Genomic DNA, 22,954 nt, shown 5'->3' with positions numbered 1-22,954 from the left:
AGGCGCATTGCGTGACTAACCCCTTCGCCTTACAAGCAAGGCTCCAACGAGGGTCTCAATCAAACGGACTGAAGTGCTCCTCGCGTCCGGCTTCTTCCGCTTCGTGGCGATGCCCTTGCATGACCTTTTCCACCTTGCTGGCCTGCACCTCATCATCGGCATCCACCATCATCAGATAGTCACCCTGCTCCACCCGGTCCAGATAGGGCGTCAGGTGATGGCTGCGGGACGACACCCCGCGCAGGCCTCCCAGCCAGGCCCCGAAACAGGTACCGAACAGGGTCACGCCGATGATCGCGCCGGTGTCCAGCTGCATACCCCAAGGGTCTGCACCGGCCAGCATAAAGCCGACCACCAGACCCGCAGCCATGCCGCCCAGCGCGCCCACAAAGCCGGAATGCATGATATCGGTTTCTTCCCAGGGGGTAGCTGTATGCACATGGGCCTGGGCCATGGCCGAGCTGTCATTGCCCATCACATGCAGGCGGTTTTCACCGATACCCGCCTGGCGCAGATCCGTGGTTATCCCCTGAACAGAGGTCAGTGATTTGGCGAAGTAATACAGACGTTTCATTGCATGCCGCTCCCTGTGGCTGACAATGGGGTTGGGTTTGCAGAGTTCCGGCCCTCCTGGCCTGGATAACAGCGACTCTGCACTGATCCGGTGAGCATGATCAGTCTCCGCTTAAGACCCTTTGGTTATATCGGGTCGATGCCGCTACGCATCACTCCCAAACTAGCAAAAAGGGGCCTTATCGGCCCCTTAACTATGTCACAGAAAACGCGTCACAAAGTGCAGCGATTTAATTACGATTTGTTGGCGATTGTTCACCTTCAACGGGGATTATCCGGGGCTTCTTTTCCTCGGGAACCACACGGTTCAATGTCACCGTGAGCAGGCCATCGGTAAGGCCGGCGCCGTCCACTTCCACGTGATCCGCCAGCTTGAAGGTACGTTCGAATGCTCGCCGGGCGATACCCTGATGCAACCAGGTACGCTCACCGTCATTCTGCGGCGCCAGATTACCGCGAATGCGCAGCTCATTTTCCTGGACCGTGATCTCGATATCATCGCGACCAAAACCGGCCACCGCCATCACGATACGGTAACGACCATCGCTTTCGCGGATAATGTCGTAAGGCGGGTAACCGTTGGACTGGTCCGCACGCAGGGCGGCATCGAGCAATTCATCAAAGCGATCAAAGCCCACGGAATGGCGAAACAGGGGGGCAAGGGAAAATCCGGTATTCATCACACATATCTCCATACTCTTCAGCAGACCCACAGGTTCTTTCGGCATCCACTGAAAAAAGGTTTACAGAATTGTGCGTGACACGGAACCGCTGCCATCCACGATGTCAGCAAGGTTCCAACCGGCCGGGTTGTCACAGTGAAATAAATGGGGATGGTGGAAAAACTTTCAAGACCCGGGAAGAATTTTTACCGAGGTCTGCTGGGGTGTAATCATAAAATCGGCAGGCGCATTATCAGGCAGTGTTGTGGCCGTCACCGGGATGCGGGCTGGCTGACCGTCAAAACGTACCGGCACCCGCACGCACAACCGCTCGCCGGCGGTCACCGGCCAGCCGGCGTTCTGCCCGCTCTGCCATTGCTCGCTATCCCCGGAACAGGCCCGGTCCATCAACAGACCACGCAACGCCGGGTGATCACTGTGGAATTGTACCTGCCCGGTCACCGGCGCCCGGTATTCAAAGGTCAGCACTGCGGTACTGCCCGGTGCCAGTACCGTGTCGTCAGGCGCCTGCCAGCCCGGTTCCGCGATCAGGCCCAGCGGCAACGGCCCGGAATGGCGATCGGCGCTGGCAGTCACCTGCCAGCGAATCTGACTGTCTTTACGCTGACCCGGCTTGCCGTTAAGTGAAGGCAACTGCGGCAACCTCTTCCCTGTCGGCAACGACAGTGACAACCACAATGTCTGGCCACGACTCTGCGCTTCCGACAAGCGGAACTGGAAGGCCCCGGACGCACCGGAGGTGGTGGTCTTTTGCCAATCGCTGGCCGGGTCCTGCAAGGTCAGCGTCAGACCGGGCAAGGGCGCTTCGCCACCCTCGCGACGCTGATTGAACGCCTGGCCACCGCCAGCCCCGTTATCCTCGAACAACACGCCGGTAAGCCAGTGACCGGCGGGGCGACAACGAAATCCTGCCTCGGCACCCGCCACCGACAGGGAATGAAAGCCCGGCCAACCGCGCTCGCCCCGGGCCAGCAACTGACCATCGCCACCCAGGCCACCGTCTTTGGCCCCGGCACCCCCCGCATGCTTGATGGTGACGGCCAGCGAATCGGTGACCGGGAGATCCAGCCACAGGGTGCCGCCACTACCACCACCCCCGCCCACATCGGCAGCAGCGCTGCCTGCCAGACCGCGCAAATCCAGGGCTCCCTGACCCTGCAGGCCGGCGGCCCTGACCAGCAGTAGCCCACCGCCGTTACCGCCCTGGCCGCCATCACCCTGGCGTCTGGCGGCGGCACCGCCGCCACCGCCCAGCACCAACACCCGGGGAGCGGGATGGCCACCCCGGCCACCGCCTTCCGCCGGCAGTCCGTGGCCACCAGGCGCCCCGTTGCCACCACCGCCACCGTTACCCAGCTGCTGGTGAGATAAATCCAGGCCATTACCCCCGCCGCCGGCATTGGCGGGGGCACCGCGCCCCATGTCGCCGCCGGGATAACGCGTACCGGTATCCAGCAGCAACACCGGTGTACCGGCGAGGCCCTCCCCTTTGCTGGCGTGATGGCCGTAACCGGCTTGCCGATCCTGGACCGACGGCGCCGGATAGCGCCAATCTGCCGGCCGCCCCAGCGCTCCCTGCAAGGACAACGCCGGGCCACCGCGGAAACCGGCACCCGCCACCGACAACCGGTGCCCATTCATGGTTACCTTGCGGCGCACATCCACCGCCAGCACACCACCGGTGTAACCATCCCAGGGCAGCGCCCGGGTATCCTGCTGCAAGGAGAAATGCTCGTACTGAGGTACCCGCACCAGCTGCCAACGACGGCGACCTTGCTCGCCGCTGGCCGGTGCATTCACATAGCTGTGTATCAGGCCACCACCGGCACCATCGCCCTGAATCCACACCTGTTCTCCCTCCACACGATCCACCCGCACCCACTCGGCCATCAGGCCATGGCCCTGAAGCTGGCCATAACCGGTACGGTTGGCAGTGTTCATGGAAGCACTCTGCACTTGCAGTAACAGAGCCAGGTCACCGGCATGCAGGGGAATGTGGCCGCGTTGGCGAGTCAGTGAAAAGGTACGGGTGCCCGGGGAGAGGGTCTGGGTGTCCCGGCCGGTGAAATAGCTGTTGATAAGGGCATCATTGCCGCCCTGGCCATCGCGACCGGGGTTGGCACAGACCGTCGCCCACGCGCCGCTCTGCCCCAGCAGCAGGGCAAGTATCAGCGCGGTGGATCGAGCCAGTCGGCGGTGGTGTTGTTGCAGCGAAACCATCCGGCAATACTGTAGCGTTCCCGGGTGGCTGCCAAGACTTCGTGGGGAATTTTCTCGCTGAGGAAAGCCACCAGAGTGCCGGCACGGGGTTCCACTTCGCTGGCCACGCCCTGGGCATCAGGCTCCGGCCACAGCCGCAGGCGCCCGCCCCACTGGCTCTGCCAGCCTTCGTTCAGGTACAACACCACGGACAACAGGCGCCCGTTATTGCCGTTGAAGGCATCCAGATGACGCTGGTAATAATCACCGGGCCCGTAAATGGCAAAGTGTGATTCCAGCTCGAACAGCCCCATGAAAAGAGACCGGTTCACCGCCACCCGCAAGCTTTCCAGACCTTCCAGCAACTGACACTGGGCCAGGGTTTCTCCCCTTAGCCAACAGGTCCGATCACTGCGAACCCGGGTGTCTTTCTGGTGCACCTGGCGCCGACCAATACCGGCCAGCTGAAACTCACCCTGCCGGTCACGATGCTGCGCTTCCTCGCGCAGGGCTCGCACCAGTGACAAGGGGAAATAACCGGGAGAAATGGCATAGCCATGCTGGACCAACCCGTCGATAAGTCCGTCCAGGCGATCGCCGCCGACGCCACCCAGTGAATCCACATTGTCTTGCACGCTGGTGCTCCCGATTAATGCAGTGCCTCGCCGGCACCACTATCCATCTCGTCCGGCCAGATCAGCCAGTTAAACTCCTGGCCTTCATCCAGCAATTGCACCGTGGCATCCACGGTGGCCTGGACAAAGTAGATGAACTGCTCGAAGGAAACGCCGTGACGGCCCAGCAGCAGGTCGCAGGCAACCAGCCGGGGCAGAGAATCGTCGCTCACATCCAGGAACAGCTTGATGGACGGATACGCCATGTTCAGCCGGGTCAGCTCCGCCTGCACGGCAAACAGGGCCGACGGGCGCAATTCCAGCTCGGTGGTCAGCAGGATGCCATCCTCTTCCACGAACACACGGGCATCCACCACCCCTTCGCGCTCCTGCAACTCGGACAGGTGCAACCCATGGCAGTGCTCACAGATGTAATGCCGAATATTCGCTTGCTGGAGCCACTGTTTTACCCGCTCCGCATCCGCATTGACGACGCCTAACATGATTTCTCCTAGCCTACCCCGCAGGGCGCGAATCATCTTCCATTGGAACACAAAAAGAAATAGCTGAGTCGTGCCATCAGGAATAGTCAGGCCACGCCATTTTCGGTCATTTGAGCCCGCGGCCAGGCTGGGTATGATTCCTTCATCCCTCGCTTCAGGACCCGAATAATGACAATACCTCACGTTGCCTTCCGCTCCAGCGATATCCTGCATGAGAAAACCGACGGCTTTATCCGTCGCATGCAGGGTGACGCCTCCCGGCCAGAGCCCAAGGAGATCGAAGCGATCATGGGCATCTTCATCGACGAGGCCCTCAACGCCTTTCTGACCCGGGCCGCCGAGGCAGCCCAGTTATCCCCGGCCATGATGAAAGTGGTCCGCATGACCACCCAGACCATCAGCAAGACCACCTACCTGGTGGTCAGCCGCAGCGCCAAAAAACTGGATCTGCAGCAGAATCGCGCTGCCGCCGACTACATGGATCTGGTTCGTCAGCCCGCTCCCGGCGAGAATTTCTGGTACGTGGCGTTCCCGGTGGATGAGGAAATGGCTGCCCTGGGGAAAAGCCTGCCCGGCCTGTGCGAGGAAAATCCCGAAAAGGCGCGACAAGAGCTGGTGCGCTACCTGCTGGCACTGACCGATCAGGCCATCGAATGGTATTTCGAGCGGCCCATGGCCTTACTGCAATTCGGCCCGGTACTGCGCAAGTTAGCCAGCATGGGTGTGGAAACCACCCGCAAGGCATCACGCAGTCTGATCAACAGCCTGGTCCCCAAACTAAACGCAGAACAGCTCAAGGCCTCCGCGGAGTTTCAGGCAAGCCAGCTGATCCCGCTTCCCCCCCGTTCCGCCTGACCGGCAACGTCCAAAATCCTGTCATTGCTGACAGGATTATGGACTACTCCCTGTGCTCCAAATCTTGTAAGCCTGACTGAAACAATCTTTTCCTTTATGGCCTGCTCGGCCTACAGAGTGCATCCCTTTTGATAACAATTACTTACATTGCACTTTGGCTGTGGTGTAAGTTCACCAAGTTTTTACAAAACTACTTATTCAACGGATTGCGCAGCAATAACACGGCTCTCTACTATCAAAATAGTATTACGTCACATAATAAAACGAGGAGTGAGCCGTGTCTTTGCGCCATGCCATACTTGTCCTGCTTCAAGATCAGGAAGCCAGCGGTTACGACCTCGCTCGCGAATTTGCTAACAGCATTGGGCTGGTATGGAACGCCACCCATCAGCAAATTTACCTGGAGCTGGGAAAACTCAATGACCAGCATATGGTGAAATTTCGCCATATCCCCCAGGATGGCAAACCGGACAAAAAATTGTACCGGATCACGGAAGAAGGCCGCGACGAGTTGATTCGATGGCTTCGAAAACCCGCAGCCCCACCGCGCATCCGCGACGCCTTTATGGTAAAAATTGCAGGCGGTGCCCTGTCGGATTCGTCGTCGATCCTGCGCGAGCTGGATGACCAGGCGGATCTGCGTCGTGAGCGTCTGCATACCTTCGAGGCACTGGCCAGGAAACTGGATGAACAGGGCCGTGAAAAGGATCTGTTTACCTATCTGACCCTGCGCCGGGGTATTCTCGATCAACAGGCCTGGCTTCACTGGGCTGATGAGGTAAAAACGGCATTAAACAAACGCGAGATTCTATCCACTTCAGCATGACCACAGCCTCTCATACACCAGCTGGCCTGCTGCGCTGGCTGGTGGAGGCCCCATCCCTCCTGCCCTGCCCTTCTCCCTGCCGGGATGCCGGCGAACTGCTAAAACGCGAATACCAACTCGACCCGGGGTTGCCGGAACGGGCCTCACTGCGTCTGCAGGCACACACGCCAGCAAGACGACTGGGGCTGATGTTCGAGCAATGGGTATCCGCGATGGTAGATGCCAGCAACAATCTGGAGCGAATTGCCAGTAATCTGCCCTTTCGCCACCAGGGCCGCACACTGGGGGAGCTGGACCTGCTGGTCCGCGATCACCTGGACGGAAAGCTGTGGCACTGGGAGCTGGCCCTGAAATTTTACCTGGGCACAGAGCAGGCCTGGTTTGGCCCCAACAGCCACGACACCCTGGACCGCAAGGCCCGCCATCTGTTCGACCAGCAGCTGCCACGTTCCTCCATGCCGGAAGTGCGCACCCAGCTTGCCGAGCAAGGTTGGCAGCCGGATGGCACCGCCTTGCTGAGCCGGGGACGGCTGTTCTACCGGCAGCATACCCCCACCTCGGGCCAGCAACCCCACCCGGGCCATGAACGGGGCTGGTGGCTACCCAGCGACGCCCTGGATGACGGCGAATGGTCAATTGTTGAGCGGCCTTACTGGCCCTGTCCGTTCATGTCGGACAAAAGTACCACTTTGATTGCTACCCCCACCCTGATTGACTATGTTGAAACCCGTCAACGCCCCCTCATGGTGACCCAACGCCATCGTGATACACCGGGTTTTATTGTTCCTGTCAGCTGGCCAAACACATGAACTTTCAGCCTCAACCCCTGGCACTGGTAGACAACCAGGGCCAGGTCGCCCTTGGCGTCTTTCCCGAGACCGTCGCCACCATCAACGGTCGCGAGGCGGATTACCGCACCCCCATGGGTCAGCCCGCGCCACGTTTTGCCCGGCATTTTCATTACAAGCAGTTCCAGTATTTCGGCGTTATCAGCCAGGAGCTGCTGGCCGGCTGTGCCCTGGCCCATACCGCCTACCTAGGGATGGCGTTTTTTTACATCTTTGAGCCCCGCACCGGGCGCTTACGAGAATATACTTGGCGCTCGCCGTTGGGCCGGGAACTGAACATGTCCACGTCACCAAGGCATGGTGAAAGCCACTTTCAGCGCCGCGGCGTGGATATCCGCCTGGGCTACCAGGAGCAGGACGGCGCCCTGAGCAAAACCCTGCGGGTGGACCTGAAGGACCTGTCGCTGAATGTACAGATGGACGAGGGCCCGGAGTATCAGCCCATGTCCTTGTGTACCCGCACCGGCGTCAATGGCTGGGTGTACGCCAATAAAGTCGCCGGTCGCACTGTCACCGGCACCCTGCAGCAGGACGGCAATCACCAGGATCTGGCCGAGCTGGGCGCCAGCGGCCACCACGATTTTTCCGCCGGCTATATGCGCCGCGAAACATTCTGGAACTGGGCGTGCCTGTCCGCCCTGATCGGCAGCACACGGGTGGGATTGAATCTGTCCTGCGGCGTCAACGAAACCACATTTTCAGAAAACTGCCTGTGGGTGGACGATCAGCTGATCCCCACCGGCGGTGTGATCTTTGAATACAACCGGGATGATCTGATGCAACCCTGGACCCTGCGCAGTCAGTGCGGGCAGGTATCGCTTCGCTTCACCCCCAATGGCAATCATCGCGAACGGATGAACCTGGGCCTGTTTGCCAGCAATTTCAATCAGCTGTTTGGCCGCTTCGATGGCGAGCTCCGACTCAAGGACGGACGCACCCTGACCATTGACGGGCAATACGGTTTTGTCGAGGAGCAGTACGCAAAATGGTAGAGAATAATCAGCACATAACACCGGAAAAACAAACGGAAAAATTCGGTGACCGTATGCGCCGCGGACTCTTCTGGGTTGTGCAGTACTGGCGCGAGCTGTTCAACTTCAAGTTCGACAAATACATGATCATTCAGGTGCTGCCCGGCGTCTACGGGATCGCTCTGGTAGCCATTGCCTGCGGTCTGGTCTACGTCTGCGTGGAAGCCTTTATGGCTTCAACCTGGCGTGGGCTGTTCTACTTTTTCTTCGCCGCACCACTGACGTTTCTGGTACTGGCATCGGTACTGCGCGCCCTGCTGGAGTTTTACATGGTGGTGTTCAAGATGTCCGAACATGTGGACGAACTGGTGGGCCTGAGGGATACCGTGGATCGCCTCTCCGGCATCAGCGACAGCGTCGACGAAATGGTGGCGGTCACCCGCCGCATTCCGTTCTGGCGAGCACTGTCCAGCAACCCCGCCAAGACACGTTCCAAAAAAGCCGATCAGGTAGAGGAAAGGAAAAGCGCCTGATCAGGCGCTTTCAAAATCCGCTTTTACCACAGAGGTCACAGAGAACACGGAGAGAATGCTTTTCTGTAGGAGCGGCGCTCGAGCCGCGAATAGGCTTAAGAAGGTTGATTCCACACCTTAACTCCATTCGCGGCTCAAGCGCCGCTCCTACGATTACGCAGGGTGCGGTTCTCCTCGCTCATCGCACCCTGCGGAAGATTCCCACGCATCAATATCAGCGCGTGGCTTCCAGCGCCGTCAGCAACAACCGCTGGTAAAGGTGGGCGCGGATTCCGTGCGGATCGGCCAGCGCCATGCGTTCCATTTCGGCAGCGAAATCGCTTTCGCTTCCCTCCTCGAACAACGCCTTTCGACCCAATTTCAGATATTCCTTCTGGCTGACTTTTTCCTTAAGCCAGGTCAGCCCCTTGAGCAGCCGTTGCTCCACGTCATTGAAATCTGACCCCAACGGGAAAGTGGGGAACGCCTTGTCACCATGCCGTTCAGCGATCTCGTGAAGATGCTCCGGATTGTTACGCCGATAAGATTCCGGGATCTGGTAATCCTTACGCAGCTTGCCGGCGGCCTGGGCTTCTTCCATCAGTTCGATCTGGAAACGACTGTCGGCCACATTGAGCATGGCCATCACCACTTCCTCATCGGTCTTGCCGCGCAGATCTGCCACCCCGTATTCGGTGACTACCACATCGCGCAAATGGCGAGGGATGGTGTTGTGACCATAGCGGAACAGCACATTGCTCATGGCCTCGCCGGCGCGTTCACGCCAGGCACGAACCATCAGGATGGAACGGGCCCCTTCCAGTTCATGGGCCTGGCTGACAAAGTTGTACTGCCCGCCTACCCCACTGAGTACCCGACCATCTTCCACCTGGTCGGCCACTGCCGCCCCAAGAAGAGTCACAGTGAAAGCGGTATTCACAAAACGGGCATCCTGGCGCTGCAAGCGCTTGAGGGTTTCATCACCGTAAAGATGATTGATGAAGCTGATGTGGGTCATGTTGATGGCAGCCCGGCTCGCCGCATCCATCTCACGAAGGCGTGCATAGAACGCCTGGGGCCCCAGGAAGAAGCCACCATGCATGACCACGCCACCGGCCAGCTCTTCGCCGAATACCGCCTTGAGAGCCTCCCGGGTAGCGCGGTCATCAAGGTCGTTGGCCACGCGGATATCATTGGGCAGCACCAGTTCATCACCGTGCTTTTCAACATCGTGACGGAAAATTCCGAAGCGTTTCAGCTGACGCAAGTGGTCATGATTAAGACGACGGCGAATGGCATCCTGCTCACGCAGAGCATCCAGCAGGGCCAGACCGGGCTTGGCCGGGTTATGCATTTCCAGCTGCTGCAGCGGTGCCCAGTCATACACCGGGCGGCGGATAATGCCATCATCAATCAGCGTCAGCAGACCATGAGTCATCATCTCGCTGCATCCGTACAGCCCCTCACGGAAAGACCCGGTGCCCCCCTCGCTATCGACCAGTTCCTGGTGGCTTTTCGGTAGCGACCAGGCATTAAGCAGGGACTGATAGAGATCGTTATCCTGCTCGCGCAGACGCAAATGATGTACCAGCGCATCTCCCAGGGCGCCGATACCGATCTGCAACGTACCGCCGTCCTTGATCAGGGTGCTGGCATGCAAGCCGACAAAGTGGTCCTGAATATTCACCGGCATGTTCGGGGTGCTGAACAGCCGCGTATGCCCCTGGGGATCGTCCAGCAGGATATCCATCTCAGCCAGCCAGTCATCCACCCGGGCATCGTTTTCCATAAAGGGCAGGTCCCGGTGCACCTGCCCCACGGAGATGATGGTCTCGCCGGCATCCCGGCGCGCCTTGAGCAGCGGCATCAGATCCAGAGTCACTTCCGGGTTACAGGAAAAACTGTAGCAATCACTGTCGTCTTCCTGCCGATGCGCGAGCATCTGCGCCACCACATTGACCTTGCGAGCGTTGAGATCCCGAGCCACGTGGGTGTAGTTGCTGCTGATGTAATGCTGCTGGGCGCTGTCGCTGCCCAGCATGCTGCCTGGCTGCACAAAGAATTCGAAGACGCGGATATTATCCGGCAGGGCACTGCGTTTCTGGGGCTTCAGATAAGCCAGTTCTTCATAGTCGCCGAACAAGCGATCGGCGAAAGGATTGAGAAAGCGTTTTTCCAGATCACTGCCGGCACCCGGCTTGCCCAGGGACAGGGCGGTATAGATATCCAGGGACAGAGAGGAATCCTTTTCCACCCGGGCATAAAGCGCATTCACAAAACGGTTTGGCTTGCCCAGTCCCAGCGGCATGGCCAGGCGAATTTCGCCACCGGTCTGCTCGATCACATAATCCACTGCCTGTTCGGCATTCTGCATCCGCTCTGTCACGGGAACTCCTTGTTATTCAATGTGCATGGTGCGCGATACGAACGTTACCAGCACCACACCAAGTACGATAAACGCCATACCGATCACTGCCGGCAAGTCCGGTTGCTGGCGAAAAAACAGCGCCCCGACAAGCGCAATCAATACAATACCGACACCGGCCCACACCGCATAGGCAATCCCCATGGGTACCGTACGCAGGGTCAACGACAGGGCATAAAAAGCGATACTGTAGCCCACCACAGTCACCACAGAAGGCCACAGCCGGGTGAATCCCTGGGAGGCATTCAGCGCGCTGGTCGCCACCACTTCAGCGAGGATGGCTACGGCAAGGTATAGATAACCCATGTCGGATCCTATTGATCGGCAAGCTGTGTCAGCAAGGTTTCCCAGTGTGCCAGTTGTTGTTGCGCAAAGTCAGCCTGGGGATGGCGAACAATCAGTACCAATCGGGTGAGCCTATCCTGATCCGGCCATTGATTCAGCGGGCCAAGCGCCGGCTCACTGCCTTCCACCCATTGCACCAGCAAGGGCCCATCCAGGCCGTCCACGCGCAACAGGCCTTTTACCCGGATCAGGGCATCACCGCATTGCTCGGCAAGCTGCTTGAGGGCGGCCTGCCAAAGAGGCCAGGACAACACTCCATCCCAGCGCAGTGAAGCGCTATACAGCTGGTGACGGGATGATGGGGTAACCGGTGACTGTGTCGACAACAGCGAGCCGCCCGGTTGCACCGGCGCAAAACTGCCGGTGACCCGGCAGCGACGGGGAAATGACTGTGCCAGCAGATCCACCGGGGCCGGTTCCGAGTAAATGTGCGCGGTGACATTCAGGGCAGCCAGTTGCGCCTTCAGAGCCGCCAGGGCTTGCGGCTCACAGTGCGCTGTTTTGGACAACAGCAAGGCATCGGCAGCATGGATCTGTTCCAGCCACTCAGGATGACGCTCCAGGCTACGGACCCCGGCCAGCGCATCCACCACGGTCAGTACCGACTGGCAGAAAAATCGTTTCTTCAACCAGGGATCCTGCTCCAGCGGTGCGGTGACACCGAAGGGATCGGCAGCGCCGGTGGTTTCCAGCACCAGCATGGAAAACGCCGGTAGCTCACCATTCTTGCGCGCCATGAAGAGATTGCGCAGGGTGCTCGACAGAGAACCTTGTATCACGCAACACAGGCAGCCACCGGCCAGCAAGGTTACCGGTACCCGCCCCGGGCCGGTGAGGTGCTTGTCGATGCCGATATCGCCCAGCTCATTGATGATCACCGCCAGGTCCTGGCGCTCACTGAGCCAGCGGTTGAGCAGCGTGGTCTTGCCGCTGCCCAGAAACCCGCTCAGGACAACGACCGGCAAGCGTTCCATTCAATCAGCCCAGGGACCAGGGCAGTTGCTGACCAGCGTAGAAAGGCACCATAGCCTCCCCGGCCGCATCAATCACCTCGGGCACGGACCAGGGCTTGCGCACCAGGGTCACCGTGTCGGTATGGCGGGGCAAACCGTAGAAATCCGCGCCGAAATGGCTGGCAAAGCCTTCCAGCTTGTCCAGCGCGTTGTGCTGCTCGAGAAAGCTGGCATACAGCGGCAACGCCGCCCGCGCGGAATAGCAACCGGCACAGCCACAGGCCGCTTCTTTCTTGTTGCGCGCATGGGGCGCGGAATCGGTGCCCAGGAAGAAACGGTGATGACCTTCCAGCACCGCCTGCTGGATCGTTTCCTGGTGCTGGCGACGCTTGAGGATCGGCAGACAGTAGTTGTGCGGGCGCACCCCTCCCACCAGCATATCGTTACGGTTCATCAGCAAATGTTGCGGCGTCACTGTCGCCGCCGTCAGCTCACTGGCCTCGCGCACAAAGTGAATGCCTTCTGCCGTTGTCACATGCTCGAAGACAATCCGCAGGCCGGGAAACTGGCGGCGGATATCATTGAGGTAACGATCGATAAAGACTTTTTCACGGTCAAAAATATCAATGTCTGCATCGGTGACTTCACCGTGAACCAGCAGCGGCACATCGTGTTTTTCCATGGCCGCGTAGAGATGGGTGATCTTGCCCGGATCGGTGACGCCACTGTCGGAGTTAGTGGTAGCACCGGCCGGGTACAGCTTGAAGGCATGCACGAAGTCACTCTTCGCGGCCCGCGCCACCTCTTCCACCGAGGTGGTATCGGTCAGGTACAACACCATCAACGGCTCGAAGGCGACGCCCGCAGGCACCTGAGCCAGAATTCGCTGCCGGTACTCGTCGGCCTGGGCCACCGTATTCACCGGCGGGGTCAGGTTGGGCATGACAATGGCACGGCCAAACACGTTCGCCGTGGCCGGCACCGTCTCGGCGAGCAGAGCGCCGTCGCGGAAATGCAGATGCCAGTCGTCAGGGCGGGCGATGGTCAGGGTGTCAGTCATGGCGTCACCTTGGGTCGGAGTTTTTCGGGGTACATAGTGTAGCGCAACTGCGAGGCCGGGCGGGTTGAAAATGTTTGCTTGTAAGTATGAGCGCGGCTCGTTAGGGCGCTTTTTGCGTGAGAGCCTGAATCATTGAGGCGTGACGAGTGAGGAAAATCGGAGGGGCTTCGCCTGGTGAGCAAGGCTGCAACGAAAAACGCCCCGCAGTGCGGGGCGTTTTTTTATATATGGCGGAGAGGGCGGGATTCGAACCCGCGATACGGTAACCCGTATGGTTCCTTAGCAGGGAACTGGTTTCAGCCACTCACCCACCTCTCCGGAATGCGGTCATATTGTCAGCTTGGAATGTGGGCTCTTGCCGGCCTGTTTCCAAACTCGCCGCGCATCATAACGATTTTGCGGAGAAAATACAGCCCAAAAATCAGGCAGACTCACCGTCTGATGATTTTTCGTGCTGAATTCGCTGGTAGATTTCTTCCCGATGCACGGCAACCTCTTTCGGTGCATTCACACCGATACGAACCTGGTTACCTTTTACACCCAGGACAGTCACAGTGACTTCATCACCTACCATCAGGGTCTCACCAACTCGACGCGTAAGAATTAACATAATGATCCCTCCTGGGGTCCTTCAATTTCCGTGAGCGCATGCCGTACCTGAGGCTCGCGGGTTGCCGTCCTTGACGACTCCTTGGTGCGGGACCATTTACCCACCCCTGGCACGGGGGCGGTAGTATGCCTGAAGCGTATTCGTAAGTCTCGCCGTGAAGGGGGGCGAGACCAACCGGTCGTCGCCCCGTACCTACCTGGCAGTATGTGGATCAGCGGCAAGCTGATCCACACCCTCAGCCGGCAGGCTGATCCAGCTCAAACGCGGAGTGCAGAGCACGTACCGCCAGCTCCAGGTATTTCTCGGCAATCACTACAGACACCTTGATTTCGGAGGTGGAGATCATCTCGATGTTGACCCCTTCGTTAGCCAGGGTTTCAAACATCTTGGACGCTACACCAGCGTGGGAACGCATGCCCACACCCACCAGGGACACCTTGGCAATCTTGTCGTCACCAATGATTTCCGGGTTGCCCAGCTCTTCGGAAGCCTTGCGCAGTGCTTCCTGGGCACGGGCGAAATCGTTGCGGTGCACAGTGAAGGTAAAGTCGGCGGCGCCGTCCTTGCCCACGTTCTGCACGATCATGTCCACTTCTATGTTCTCTGCGCTCACCGGGCCGAGGATCTTGTAGGCAATGCCCGGGGTATCCGGGGCGCCACGCACGATGATTTTGGCTTCATCACGGGTAAAGGCAATTCCGGAGATTACCGGCTTTTCCATATCAACCTCGTCGTCGACGGTAATGAGAGTTCCAGGACCATCCTGGAAACTGGACAAGACACGCAGCGGCACATTGTACTTGCCGGCGAATTCCACAGAGCGGATCTGCAGGACCTTGGAGCCCTGACTGGCCATTTCCAGCATTTCCTCGAAGGTAATGCTGTCCAGGCGACGGGCGTTATCCACCACACGGGGGTCGGTGGTGTAAACGCCGTCCACGTCGGTGTAGATCTGACACTCGTCGGCCTGCAATGCGGCGGCCAGAGCCACGGCGGTGGTATCGGAGCCGCCACGGCCGAGAGTGGTAATGTTGCCGTCGGCATCCACACCCTGGAAACCTGCCACGACCACAACGCTGCCGCCATTCAGGTCGGCACGCACTTTCTTGTCGTCGATCTCTTCGATACGAGCCTTGGAGTGGACACTGTCAGTGCGCAGGGGAATCTGGCTGCCGGTGTAGGAGCGGGCATTGATGCCCTGCTTCTGCAACGCCATGGACAACAGGGCAATGGTGACCTGCTCGCCGGTGGAGACCAGCACATCCATCTCGCGCGGTGAAGGGTTATCGCTGACACCTTTGGCCAGCTCGATCAGGCGATTGGTTTCGCCGCTCATGGCGGACACCACCACGACCACCTGGTCGCCCCGTTTATGGAAGCCTGCCACCTTCTCGGCGACGGCTTGAATGCGGTCGACTGTACCCACTGAGGTACCGCCGTATTTCTGCACTATAAGGGCCATAAAGTCGCTTTATCTGCAAAAAAGAGCGCGTAACTCTAACAGAAACGCGCCGGGATTTCATGTTGAGGGCTGAGCCATGGTCTTGACCGCGGCTTACGCCCCCTGCTCAGACACCCAGTTTTTCACGCTTTCCAGGGCCGCCGGCAGGGCTGCAGGGTTGTTGCCCCCGCCCTGGGCCATGTCCGGGCGACCACCGCCGCGACCGTCCACCTGCTCGGCCACATGCTTTAGCAGATCACCGGCCTTGAAGCGGCCGGTTAGATCCTTGGTGACACCGGCCACCAGGGCCACTTTGTCACCTTCCACGGCGGACAACAGGATAATCGCCGAACCCAGCTTGTCTTTCAGCTTGTCCATGGTAACCCGCAGGGTCTTGCCATCGGCCCCGTCCAGCTGGGTCGCCAATACCTTCACGCCGGCGATCTCCTGCACCTCATCGGTGAGGTCGCTGCCGGCACCGCTGGCCAGCTTCTGCTTGAGGCGTTCGATTTCCTTTTCCAGCTCGCGCACTTTCTGTGCCTGGCTGCGCACCCGCTCGGCGGCGTTGTCCGGGGTACTTTTCACCGTGGCGGCGATCTCGCTAAGCGCCCGCTCCTGCTGGCGCATCACGCCCAGGGCATGCTCACCGGTGACCGCTTCGATGCGGCGCACACCGGCAGCGGCTGACGCTTCCAGAGTAATACGGAACAGACCGATATCGCCGGTGCGGCTCACGTGGGTACCGCCACACAGCTCCTTGGAGAACCCCTCGCTGCCCATGCTCAGCACACGCACCTGGTCGTCGTATTTCTCGCCGAACAGAGCCATGGCACCGGCTTCACGAGCGGCATCGATATCCATCAATTCAGTGGTGACCGGGGTGTTAGCCAGAATCTGGCGATTGACCAGAATCTCGATCTGCTCGCGCTGGGCTTCACTCACCGCTTCGCCATGGGAGAAGTCGAAGCGCAGATAGTCAGACGCCACCAGAGAGCCTTTCTGCTGCACATGGTCGCCCAGCACGTCACGCAGGGCGGCGTGCATCAGGTGGGTGGCAGAGTGATTACGCATGATGGCGCGACGGCGATCCACATCCACGTAGGCGGACACTTTCTCGCCCACTTTCAGGCTGCCGCTTTCCACCTTGCCCAGGTGCACATGGGCCGCCTGGCGTTTTTTGGTATCGGACACCGCAAAACGGTTGTCGCCCTGCACCAGGAAACCACTGTCGCCCACCTGACCACCGGATTCTGCATAAAACGGCGTGCTGGCCAGCACTACCATGCCTTCTTCCCCGGCCAGGAGAGCGTCCACCGCTTCGCCGTCCTTGAACAGGCCGACGATTTCGTCTTCGTCCGCCAGTTTTTCGTAACCTGAGAAATCAGTCACCGCCTCGATGTTGAGGCGGTCGCTGTAATCATTAGCGAAGCTACCGGCACCGCGGGCCCGCTCACGCTGGGCTTGCATGGCTTTTTCAAAACCGGCCATGTCCACCGTCAACTCCCGCTCACGGGCCACATCGGCGGTGAGATCCGGCGGGAAGCCATGGGTGTCATAGAGGTTGAACAGCACCTCGCCGGGCAGCTCCTTGCCGTCCAGCTCGGCAATGGCCGCTTCCAGCACCTTCATGCCTGCGGCCAGAGTGCGGCCGAACTGCTCTTCTTCCGCCAGCAGCGCCTTCTCGATACGGGCCTGCTCGCGAACCAGCTCCGGATAGGCCTCGCCCATCTGTTCTACCAGCGCCCCCACCAGGGTGGAGAAGAACGGCTTGTCCTGGCCCAGCTTGTGGCCATGACGCAGGGCGCGACGGATGATGCGGCGCAGCACGTAGCCACGGCCTTCATTGGACGGGATCACCCCGTCACAGATCAGGAAGCTGGCGGAACGGATATGGTCGGCGATCACCCGCAGGGATTTCTCTTCCATATCCTGGCAGCCGGTGGCTTTTGCCGCGGCCTGCAGCAGCGCCTGAAACAGGTCGATCTCGTAGTTGGAATGGACCCCCTGCAGCACCGCCGCGATACGCTCCAGGCCCATACCGGTATCCACGCTGGGCTTGGGCAGCGGCTTCAGCTCGCCATCCTGCTGGCGGTCGTACTGCATGAACACCAGGTTCCAGATCTCAATGTAGCGATCCAGATCCTCGCCCTCGAACCCTGGTGGACCGCCGGGCACATCCGCCCCGTGATCGTAGAAAATTTCCGAGCTGGGACCACAGGGGCCGGTGTCACCCATCTGCCAGAAATTATCTTCGTCCAGGCGGGAGAAACGCTCGGCGCTGACGCCCATTTCCTTCAGCCAGATATCCGCCGCTTCATCATCGGACACATGCACGGTGACCCAGAGGCGCTCTTCAGGCAGGCCCAGGGTGCCGGTGAGGAACTCCCAGGCGAACTTGATAGCTTCGCGCTTGAAGTAATCGCCGAAGCTGAAGTTACCCAGCATCTCGAAGAAGGTGTGATGCCGCGCCGTGTAACCCACGTTCTCCAGGTCGTTGTGCTTGCCACCAGCACGCACACAGCGCTGGGAGCTGGTGGCACGGGTGTAATCCCGGGATTCACGGCCCAGAAACACGTCCTTGAACTGGTTCATCCCCGCGTTGGTGAACAGCAGGGTGGGGTCGTTATGGGGCACCAGCGAGGAGGATGGCACCTTGGCGTGCCCCTGGCTGGCAAAGTAGTCCAGGAAGGCCTGGCGTAGTTCAGCACTCTTCATAGGAGAAACATTATCGGCTGGCTATCAGAGAGCGCCGAGTATACCGCCCTGCCGGCCCGGTTGCGATGGTTCAGTAAGCTGCGAGCTACTAGCCTCTAGCTTCGAGAACAACCCGAAAACAGAAGGTAGCCCTTCTTTAATCTAATAGCTTGAAACTAGCAGCTCGTAGCTTGTTTCTAGCCCTTGATCGCCGCCGCCAGGCACACCGCCAGCACCATCACCAGCAAAATACGCTTGAGCACTGTCGGGGAGACCCGGTGGGCGAAGCCTACCCCCAGGCGTACGCCGAGCAGGGTGCCGGCAGCCACCAGCAGGCCCGGTAGCCAGGCCACCTGGTCGCGGGCCACAAAAATGCCCAGGGCCAGCACGGTAAAACTGCCGGTGATGGCAAGCTTCAGGGCGTTGCCGCGCAGCATGTCATAGCGGAGCTGGCCCACCAGCACCGCGATCAACACAAAGCCCACGCCCGCCTGCACAAAGCCGCCGTAGGCGCCACAGAAGAACAGGCCCAACCAGCCGGCAACAGAGTCATTAGGTTGCAGTGGCAGCTCATCCGCTGCTGGCGACAGTTGATTGGGTTTGAACACCATAATCAGTGCCACCACCACCAGGGTCGTCAGCAATACCGGTTTGAGAATGGACTCCGGCAGATAGGACGCCGCCAGAGTACCCACCAGCGTCCCCAGCAGGCAGGGCACCAGAATCGCTGGCAGCGGCTTGAACGGCATGGTGCCGCGCTTGTTGAACTGGCGCACCGCCTCCACGCTTTGTATCAGCACCCCTACCCGCATGGTGCCGTTAGCCAATGCCGCGCTCATGCCACTGAGCATCAGCAACGGCAGGATCAGCAGCCCCCCGCCACCGGCCAGGGTGTTGATAAAACCCGCCAATACACCAGCACCCAGCATGGCTGCCGCCAACCAGGGATCAGACAGGTACTCCATGGAAAATCTCACACAAGCCGCAAAAGCGAAGGATACGCCGTGAACGGAATTCAAACCAAGAGGAAAAATTACCGGGCTGGCTCCGTCGACCACAAACCGGCACCGTTGGAGCCTTGCTCGCAAGGCGAATCATCCGGGTAACGTCAGCCCTTCGCTTTGCGAGCAAAGCTCCAACGGGGTGAGGATAGCAGCGATGGGAAACGGGAAGGACGAACTACAGCTCGTCTTCCGGGGAACAATCCAGCGCAGCAAAGCTCTGTTCGGCATTGAAACCGCGCTGTTGCAGGAACCTTAGCTGGCGAGCTTTTTCTTTCTGGTCCTTGCCAGGGTACTGACGAAAGCGCCGAGCCCGCACCTCCCGGGCCAGCGCGAACCAGTCCACCTCAGCCTCTGCCAGGGCCTGGGCGATCAGCTCGTTATCCACGCCCTTCAGCTGTAGTTCCTGCCGGATGCGCAGGGCGCCCTGCCCGCGATCGATGCGCGAACGCACAAAAAAACCGGCAAAGCGCCGGTCGTCGATAAAGCCGTGTTCGTCACACCAGGCCAGCACCGCTGGCAGCGCCGGTTGCTCACCGAGCTTGCGGTACAGCTTGGTTTCCAGCTCCCGGCGGGCATGATCCCGACGCGCCAGCAGGCTGACAGCCCGCTGGCGCAGTTCGGATTCAGTGAGCGGTTCACTCATTGCCGGCTTCGGCTTCCTCTTCCTTGACAGCCGGCGCCTCAGTGGGATCAGGCAGCAAGCGAGCGCGGATTTCCTGTTCGATTTCCTCGGCGACAGCCGGGTTTTCACGCAGGTACTCACAGGCGTTCTGCTTGCCCTGGCCGATCTTGTCACCTTTGTAGGCATACCAGGCACCGGATTTATCCACCAGGCCCTGCTGCACACCCAGGTCCAGCACTTCACCCAGCTGATTGATGCCCTGGCCGTAAAGAATCTGGAATTCGGCCTGACGGAACGGCGGCGATACCTTGTTCTTCACCACCTTCACGCGGGTTTCGTTACCGGTGACTTCGTCACCCTGCTTCACCGCGCCGATACGACGGATATCCAGGCGCACGGAGGAATAGAACTTGAGGGCGTTACCCCCGGTGGTGGTTTCCGGGTTACCGAACATCACGCCGATCTTCATGCGGATCTGGTTGATGAACACCACCAGGGTATTGGCGTTTTTCACATTGCCGGTGATCTTGCGCAGCGCCTGGCTCATCAGACGAGCCTGCAGGCCAACGTGGGTGTCACCCATTTCGCCTTCAATTTCGGCCTTCGGCACCAGTGCCGCCACGGAATCAACAATCACCACATCCACCGCGCCGGAACGCACCAGCATGTCAGTAATTTCCAGTGCCTGCTCACCGGTGTCCGGCTGGGACACGATCAGGTCATCCACGTTCACGCCCAGCTTCTCGGCATAGTCCGGGTCCAGGGCGTGCTCTGCATCCACAAAGGCACAGGTAGCGCCTTTCTTCTGCGCCTGGGCGATCACGCTCAGGGTCAGGGTGGTCTTACCAGAGGATTCCGGGCCATAGATTTCCACGATACGCCCTTTCGGCAGACCACCAATACCAAGAGCAATATCCAGCCCCAGGGAGCCGGTGGAAATGGACGGCATGCGCTCGCGCTTGCGATCGCCCATGCGCATCACGGAACCTTTACCAAACTGACGTTCGATCTGGGATAGTGCGGCGGACAGCGCCTTGGATTTATCGCTCATTATGACCCCTCTCCGTTTCGGCGTGACAGTCATTGCATCGCCGTTATCTGATCCGTTCTGGCTGACCTTTCGGACAGCACTGACAATATGGACAGCATTATGAACAGGTATTCCTGTCCTTTGCAACCCTGTTTATCCAATGGGCAGATTGTGACTACTGGAGACGGGCATTCAAGCCCTTGATGGCTTCCAGAATGGTCTGCTGACGAACGGCGTGACGATCACCCTCGAAATGAAAGCATTGCGCCTCGGCATAGCCCAGCTTTTGGCCCCAGGCAATCCACACCGTCCCCACCGGCTTGGAAGGCGTGCCGCCATCCGGGCCAGCCACACCGGTCACCGCAACACTAATATGGCCCCGTGAGCGGGCGACGGCACCACAGGCCATCTCCAGCGCGATCTCTTCACTCACCGCACCGTGCGTCTCAAGGGTTTCGGCGTTCACCCCCAGCAGCTCCTGTTTAGCCTCGTTGGAATAGGATACGTAGCCACGTTCAAACCAGCGTGAGGAACCGGGAATCTCAGTAAGCGCCTGAGCAATACCACCGCCGGTACAGGATTCCGCTGTCACCGCCATCAGTTGCTGCTTGAGCAGATTCTCTGACAGCTGCAACGCCGCCTGTTGAATTGAGCCTTGTGTCACACTTGCCTTCCTGAATTGTCGATTTCCCACAGGTCGGGAGATCAGAGAGCCTTAGTTTACCGACCATGGAGCCGTGTCGACACCACCTAACAAACTGCTCTGTGCCGCGTTGAAGACTACGCAGGGGTTTCAACATCCCTGCACGGGCCAGAGAGCCCTAGCGGCGCTTGCGCGGCAAGAGGGTATTCCACGCCGAGGACCAGGGCGGCGGGGATCGAGACGCTGCACGTGCAGCCGCGGCATCAGCGCCAGCAACCCACGAATACGGCCCGGGCGCGGCAGAGCCGAATGACGCACGTGATAGTCGATATCGAAGTTGCTATCGGTAATCCAGGAAAGCATCCAGGTTGCCCGAGACCCGCGAATACAGCTTCTGTTTGAACGGTCGACAGATGCCTTTCACATCCACCATGCCGCAATACACCTGTCCAATATAATCATCGATAGCAAACTGAACAGCCCCGTAAAAACAGAGCACTCGAATCACCCATCCCCTGGGCACCCGCCGAGACAGGCTGGCATGCTATGGTTGGTGACTGGCCGGCCGAGTTGGCGTCAGAAGAATAGCGAACAAAAGAATGGAAACAGCATGCGTCGACCCCTTCCAAATCTGAACTTTCTGATGACCTTCGAAGCCGCCGCCCGGCAGCTCAGCTTCAAGCAAGCGGCGAAGCAACTTCACATCACCCCCTCAGCCGTCAGCCAGCAGATCCAGCAACTGGAAGAGAGTCTGGGTGTCACGCTGTTCGAACGTCATAACCGCGCCCTGACCCTCACCGAAGAAGGCACCCGTTACCTGAACCAGATACAGCCACATCTCAAAGGGCTACGTCGCGCCACACTTGCTCTGACAACACCGCTTCACAGTCGCTTGCGGGTCAGCATGATGCCCCCGGTTGCTGCACGGGTGGTACTGCCTGGCATGGAAACTTTCCGCGAGCAGCACCCCGAAGTAGAACTGGAAGTGGAAACCAATCTGGCCAACATGGATCTCCAACAAGGTTCGTTTGATCTGGCTATCCGCTACGGGCAACCTCCCTGGCCCGGCCTCAGTCACGAAAAACTCGCCGAAGTGATGATCCAGGTCTTCACCCCCAACGGCTTCACCGACCGCTATGGGCTAGCTGGCAATGTTCAAGCCATGACAAGGGTGCCGCTGGTTCACATGACCGGCCGCCCCCAGGCCTGGCAGCACTGGTTCAACCAACTGGGACTACCGGAACCGGAGGGTCCCCAGTACTACGTCGACGATTACCCTGCTGCGATACAGGCCGCCGAAACCCTCGGTGCCGCTCTCGCTCTCTACCCGGTGGAATACTCCCTGGTACAGAGCGGCCGGGTGGAAGCACCCTTTCCGCCCTTGGGCCCATTGGACAACGCCATCTACGCCGTTTACCCGGACAACGCTGAACTCCCGAAAGGCGGCCGGTCCTTCATCGACTGGCTCAAGACACGGCTTGCCACGTTGCCGGCATGATGATTCAGATTAGCGAGCCTAACGCGAAACATTAATTTTTATCGT

General features: G+C 59.5%; 23 protein-coding genes and 1 tRNA gene. 6 read left to right on the top strand and 18 right to left on the bottom strand.

Translation table 11 applies throughout. The annotated features are described in order from the left end of the window. Nucleotides 1-55: 55 nt before the first annotated feature. The 5 genes from T9A_RS07355 to T9A_RS07335 form a co-directional block, all read right to left on the bottom strand. Nucleotides 56-574, bottom strand: a complete 519-nt coding sequence (locus T9A_RS07355; protein WP_035246486.1) for a hypothetical protein — start codon at nt 572-574, stop codon at nt 56-58. Nucleotides 575-803: 229 nt separating this feature from the next. Continuing rightward, complete coding sequence (locus T9A_RS07350; protein ID WP_035246484.1) at nt 804-1,253, bottom strand: Hsp20 family protein; 450 nt, start codon at nt 1,251-1,253, stop codon at nt 804-806. Between the two features lie 168 nt (nt 1,254-1,421). After that, nucleotides 1,422-3,476 (bottom strand): hypothetical protein, encoded by a 2,055-nt coding sequence (locus T9A_RS07345; protein WP_035246483.1) that lies wholly within the window; start codon nt 3,474-3,476, stop codon nt 1,422-1,424. Continuing rightward, complete coding sequence (locus tag T9A_RS07340; RefSeq protein ID WP_052042598.1) at nt 3,425-4,090, bottom strand: 2OG-Fe(II) oxygenase; 666 nt, start codon at nt 4,088-4,090, stop codon at nt 3,425-3,427. Before T9A_RS07340 ends, T9A_RS07345 begins: the two co-directional genes overlap by 52 nt. Nucleotides 4,091-4,104: 14 nt before the next feature. Then, a complete protein-coding gene (locus T9A_RS07335; RefSeq protein ID WP_035246481.1) occupies nt 4,105-4,572 on the bottom strand; it encodes a YbjN domain-containing protein in 468 nt (155 codons plus the stop codon). Nucleotides 4,573-4,740: 168 nt separating this feature from the next. Here T9A_RS07335 and T9A_RS07330 point away from each other — a divergent pair, with 168 nt between their 5' ends. From T9A_RS07330 to T9A_RS07310, 5 genes are all read left to right on the top strand, one after another. Further along, the gene (locus T9A_RS07330; RefSeq protein WP_035246479.1) at nt 4,741-5,427 is read left to right on the top strand and encodes a hypothetical protein; all 687 of its coding nucleotides are present in this window, start codon (nt 4,741-4,743) and stop codon (nt 5,425-5,427) included. A gap of 277 nt (nt 5,428-5,704) precedes the next feature. Further along, nucleotides 5,705-6,253, top strand: a complete 549-nt coding sequence (locus T9A_RS07325; RefSeq protein WP_035246477.1) for a PadR family transcriptional regulator — start codon at nt 5,705-5,707, stop codon at nt 6,251-6,253. After that, on the top strand, nt 6,250-7,062 hold the full coding sequence (locus tag T9A_RS16590; protein WP_052042596.1) for a DUF1853 family protein: 813 nt from the start codon (nt 6,250-6,252) through the stop codon (nt 7,060-7,062). The genes T9A_RS07325 and T9A_RS16590 overlap by 4 nt, the downstream gene beginning before the upstream one ends. Next, a complete protein-coding gene (locus tag T9A_RS07315; RefSeq protein WP_035246475.1) occupies nt 7,059-8,093 on the top strand; it encodes a DUF2804 domain-containing protein in 1,035 nt (344 codons plus the stop codon). Before T9A_RS16590 ends, T9A_RS07315 begins: the two co-directional genes overlap by 4 nt. Further along, nucleotides 8,087-8,605, top strand: a complete 519-nt coding sequence (locus tag T9A_RS07310) for a DUF4282 domain-containing protein (RefSeq protein WP_035246473.1) — start codon at nt 8,087-8,089, stop codon at nt 8,603-8,605. Before T9A_RS07315 ends, T9A_RS07310 begins: the two co-directional genes overlap by 7 nt. A gap of 214 nt (nt 8,606-8,819) precedes the next feature. Here the strand turns inward: T9A_RS07310 and T9A_RS07305 are convergent, their stop codons facing one another. The 13 genes from T9A_RS07305 to T9A_RS16830 form a co-directional block, all read right to left on the bottom strand. After that, nucleotides 8,820-10,970, bottom strand: coding sequence for an acetyl-CoA hydrolase/transferase C-terminal domain-containing protein (locus T9A_RS07305; RefSeq protein ID WP_084573427.1), 2,151 nt, complete (start codon nt 10,968-10,970; stop codon nt 8,820-8,822). Nucleotides 10,971-10,982: 12 nt separating this feature from the next. Further along, complete coding sequence (locus T9A_RS07300) at nt 10,983-11,315, bottom strand: DMT family transporter (protein WP_035246469.1); 333 nt, start codon at nt 11,313-11,315, stop codon at nt 10,983-10,985. 8 nt (nt 11,316-11,323) lie between these two features. Next, complete coding sequence (locus T9A_RS07295) at nt 11,324-12,328, bottom strand: CobW family GTP-binding protein (RefSeq protein ID WP_035246468.1); 1,005 nt, start codon at nt 12,326-12,328, stop codon at nt 11,324-11,326. A 4-nt stretch (nt 12,329-12,332) separates the two neighbouring features. Further along, complete coding sequence (pyrC, locus tag T9A_RS07290) at nt 12,333-13,367, bottom strand: dihydroorotase (protein ID WP_035246466.1); 1,035 nt, start codon at nt 13,365-13,367, stop codon at nt 12,333-12,335. A gap of 228 nt (nt 13,368-13,595) precedes the next feature. After that, a tRNA-Ser gene (locus T9A_RS07285) sits at nt 13,596-13,685 on the bottom strand. A gap of 103 nt (nt 13,686-13,788) precedes the next feature. Then, nucleotides 13,789-13,977 (bottom strand): carbon storage regulator CsrA, encoded by a 189-nt coding sequence (gene csrA, locus T9A_RS07280; RefSeq protein ID WP_011589077.1) that lies wholly within the window; start codon nt 13,975-13,977, stop codon nt 13,789-13,791. A gap of 235 nt (nt 13,978-14,212) precedes the next feature. Continuing rightward, nucleotides 14,213-15,439 carry an aspartate kinase gene (locus T9A_RS07275; RefSeq protein ID WP_035246464.1) on the bottom strand — a complete coding sequence of 409 codons (1,227 nt, stop codon included), beginning with the start codon at nt 15,437-15,439 and terminating at the stop codon, nt 14,213-14,215. 93 nt (nt 15,440-15,532) lie between these two features. Further along, nucleotides 15,533-18,133, bottom strand: coding sequence for an alanine--tRNA ligase (gene alaS / locus T9A_RS07270; RefSeq protein ID WP_035246463.1), 2,601 nt, complete (start codon nt 18,131-18,133; stop codon nt 15,533-15,535). Nucleotides 18,134-18,309: 176 nt separating this feature from the next. Continuing rightward, nucleotides 18,310-19,077 carry a sulfite exporter TauE/SafE family protein gene (locus T9A_RS07265; protein WP_035246462.1) on the bottom strand — a complete coding sequence of 256 codons (768 nt, stop codon included), beginning with the start codon at nt 19,075-19,077 and terminating at the stop codon, nt 18,310-18,312. Nucleotides 19,078-19,291: 214 nt separating this feature from the next. After that, nucleotides 19,292-19,759 carry a regulatory protein RecX gene (locus T9A_RS07260; protein ID WP_035246461.1) on the bottom strand — a complete coding sequence of 156 codons (468 nt, stop codon included), beginning with the start codon at nt 19,757-19,759 and terminating at the stop codon, nt 19,292-19,294. Then, nucleotides 19,752-20,789, bottom strand: a complete 1,038-nt coding sequence (gene recA / locus T9A_RS07255) for a recombinase RecA (protein WP_035246459.1) — start codon at nt 20,787-20,789, stop codon at nt 19,752-19,754. The genes T9A_RS07260 and recA overlap by 8 nt, the downstream gene beginning before the upstream one ends. A 154-nt stretch (nt 20,790-20,943) precedes the next feature. After that, nucleotides 20,944-21,432 carry a CinA family protein gene (locus T9A_RS07250; protein WP_035246457.1) on the bottom strand — a complete coding sequence of 163 codons (489 nt, stop codon included), beginning with the start codon at nt 21,430-21,432 and terminating at the stop codon, nt 20,944-20,946. 129 nt (nt 21,433-21,561) lie between these two features. Then, nucleotides 21,562-21,774 carry a wax ester/triacylglycerol synthase domain-containing protein gene (locus T9A_RS16830; protein ID WP_084573426.1) on the bottom strand — a complete coding sequence of 71 codons (213 nt, stop codon included), beginning with the start codon at nt 21,772-21,774 and terminating at the stop codon, nt 21,562-21,564. A gap of 247 nt (nt 21,775-22,021) precedes the next feature. On the opposite strand from T9A_RS16830, the gene T9A_RS07245 reads away from it, so the two are divergent. Further along, nucleotides 22,022-22,909, top strand: coding sequence for a LysR substrate-binding domain-containing protein (locus tag T9A_RS07245; protein ID WP_035246455.1), 888 nt, complete (start codon nt 22,022-22,024; stop codon nt 22,907-22,909). Nucleotides 22,910-22,954: the final 45 nt, after the last annotated feature.

The organism is Alcanivorax jadensis T9, from assembly GCF_000756655.1.
Lineage (GTDB): Bacteria > Pseudomonadota > Gammaproteobacteria > Pseudomonadales > Alcanivoracaceae > Alcanivorax > Alcanivorax jadensis.
The sequence above is the reverse complement of the archived record's forward strand: the minus strand, read 5'-3'. Positions and strand labels throughout refer to the sequence as shown.

Excerpts from the sequence above, each read along its gene's own strand:
- T9A_RS07350 (WP_035246484.1), bottom strand. The coding sequence starts at position 1,253 with ATGAATACCGGATTTTCCCTTGCCCCCCTGTTTCGCCATTCCGTGGGC.
- T9A_RS16830 (WP_084573426.1), bottom strand. The coding sequence starts at position 21,774 with ATGCTTTCCTGGATTACCGATAGCAACTTCGATATCGACTATCACGTG.
- T9A_RS07345 (WP_035246483.1), bottom strand. The coding sequence starts at position 3,476 with ATGGTTTCGCTGCAACAACACCACCGCCGACTGGCTCGATCCACCGCG.
- pyrC (WP_035246466.1), bottom strand. The coding sequence starts at position 13,367 with ATGACTGACACCCTGACCATCGCCCGCCCTGACGACTGGCATCTGCAT.
- T9A_RS07335 (WP_035246481.1), bottom strand. The coding sequence starts at position 4,572 with ATGTTAGGCGTCGTCAATGCGGATGCGGAGCGGGTAAAACAGTGGCTC.
- T9A_RS07260 (WP_035246461.1), bottom strand. The coding sequence starts at position 19,759 with ATGAGTGAACCGCTCACTGAATCCGAACTGCGCCAGCGGGCTGTCAGC.
- T9A_RS07295 (WP_035246468.1), bottom strand. The coding sequence starts at position 12,328 with ATGGAACGCTTGCCGGTCGTTGTCCTGAGCGGGTTTCTGGGCAGCGGC.
- T9A_RS07245 (WP_035246455.1), top strand. The coding sequence starts at position 22,022 with ATGCGTCGACCCCTTCCAAATCTGAACTTTCTGATGACCTTCGAAGCC.
- T9A_RS16590 (WP_052042596.1), top strand. The coding sequence starts at position 6,250 with ATGACCACAGCCTCTCATACACCAGCTGGCCTGCTGCGCTGGCTGGTG.
- T9A_RS07275 (WP_035246464.1), bottom strand. The coding sequence starts at position 15,439 with ATGGCCCTTATAGTGCAGAAATACGGCGGTACCTCAGTGGGTACAGTC.
- T9A_RS07310 (WP_035246473.1), top strand. The coding sequence starts at position 8,087 with ATGGTAGAGAATAATCAGCACATAACACCGGAAAAACAAACGGAAAAA.
- csrA (WP_011589077.1), bottom strand. The coding sequence starts at position 13,977 with ATGTTAATTCTTACGCGTCGAGTTGGTGAGACCCTGATGGTAGGTGAT.
- recA (WP_035246459.1), bottom strand. The coding sequence starts at position 20,789 with ATGAGCGATAAATCCAAGGCGCTGTCCGCCGCACTATCCCAGATCGAA.
- alaS (WP_035246463.1), bottom strand. The coding sequence starts at position 18,133 with ATGAAGAGTGCTGAACTACGCCAGGCCTTCCTGGACTACTTTGCCAGC.
- T9A_RS07330 (WP_035246479.1), top strand. The coding sequence starts at position 4,741 with ATGACAATACCTCACGTTGCCTTCCGCTCCAGCGATATCCTGCATGAG.
- T9A_RS07355 (WP_035246486.1), bottom strand. The coding sequence starts at position 574 with ATGAAACGTCTGTATTACTTCGCCAAATCACTGACCTCTGTTCAGGGG.
- T9A_RS07315 (WP_035246475.1), top strand. The coding sequence starts at position 7,059 with ATGAACTTTCAGCCTCAACCCCTGGCACTGGTAGACAACCAGGGCCAG.
- T9A_RS07300 (WP_035246469.1), bottom strand. The coding sequence starts at position 11,315 with ATGGGTTATCTATACCTTGCCGTAGCCATCCTCGCTGAAGTGGTGGCG.
- T9A_RS07265 (WP_035246462.1), bottom strand. The coding sequence starts at position 19,077 with ATGGAGTACCTGTCTGATCCCTGGTTGGCGGCAGCCATGCTGGGTGCT.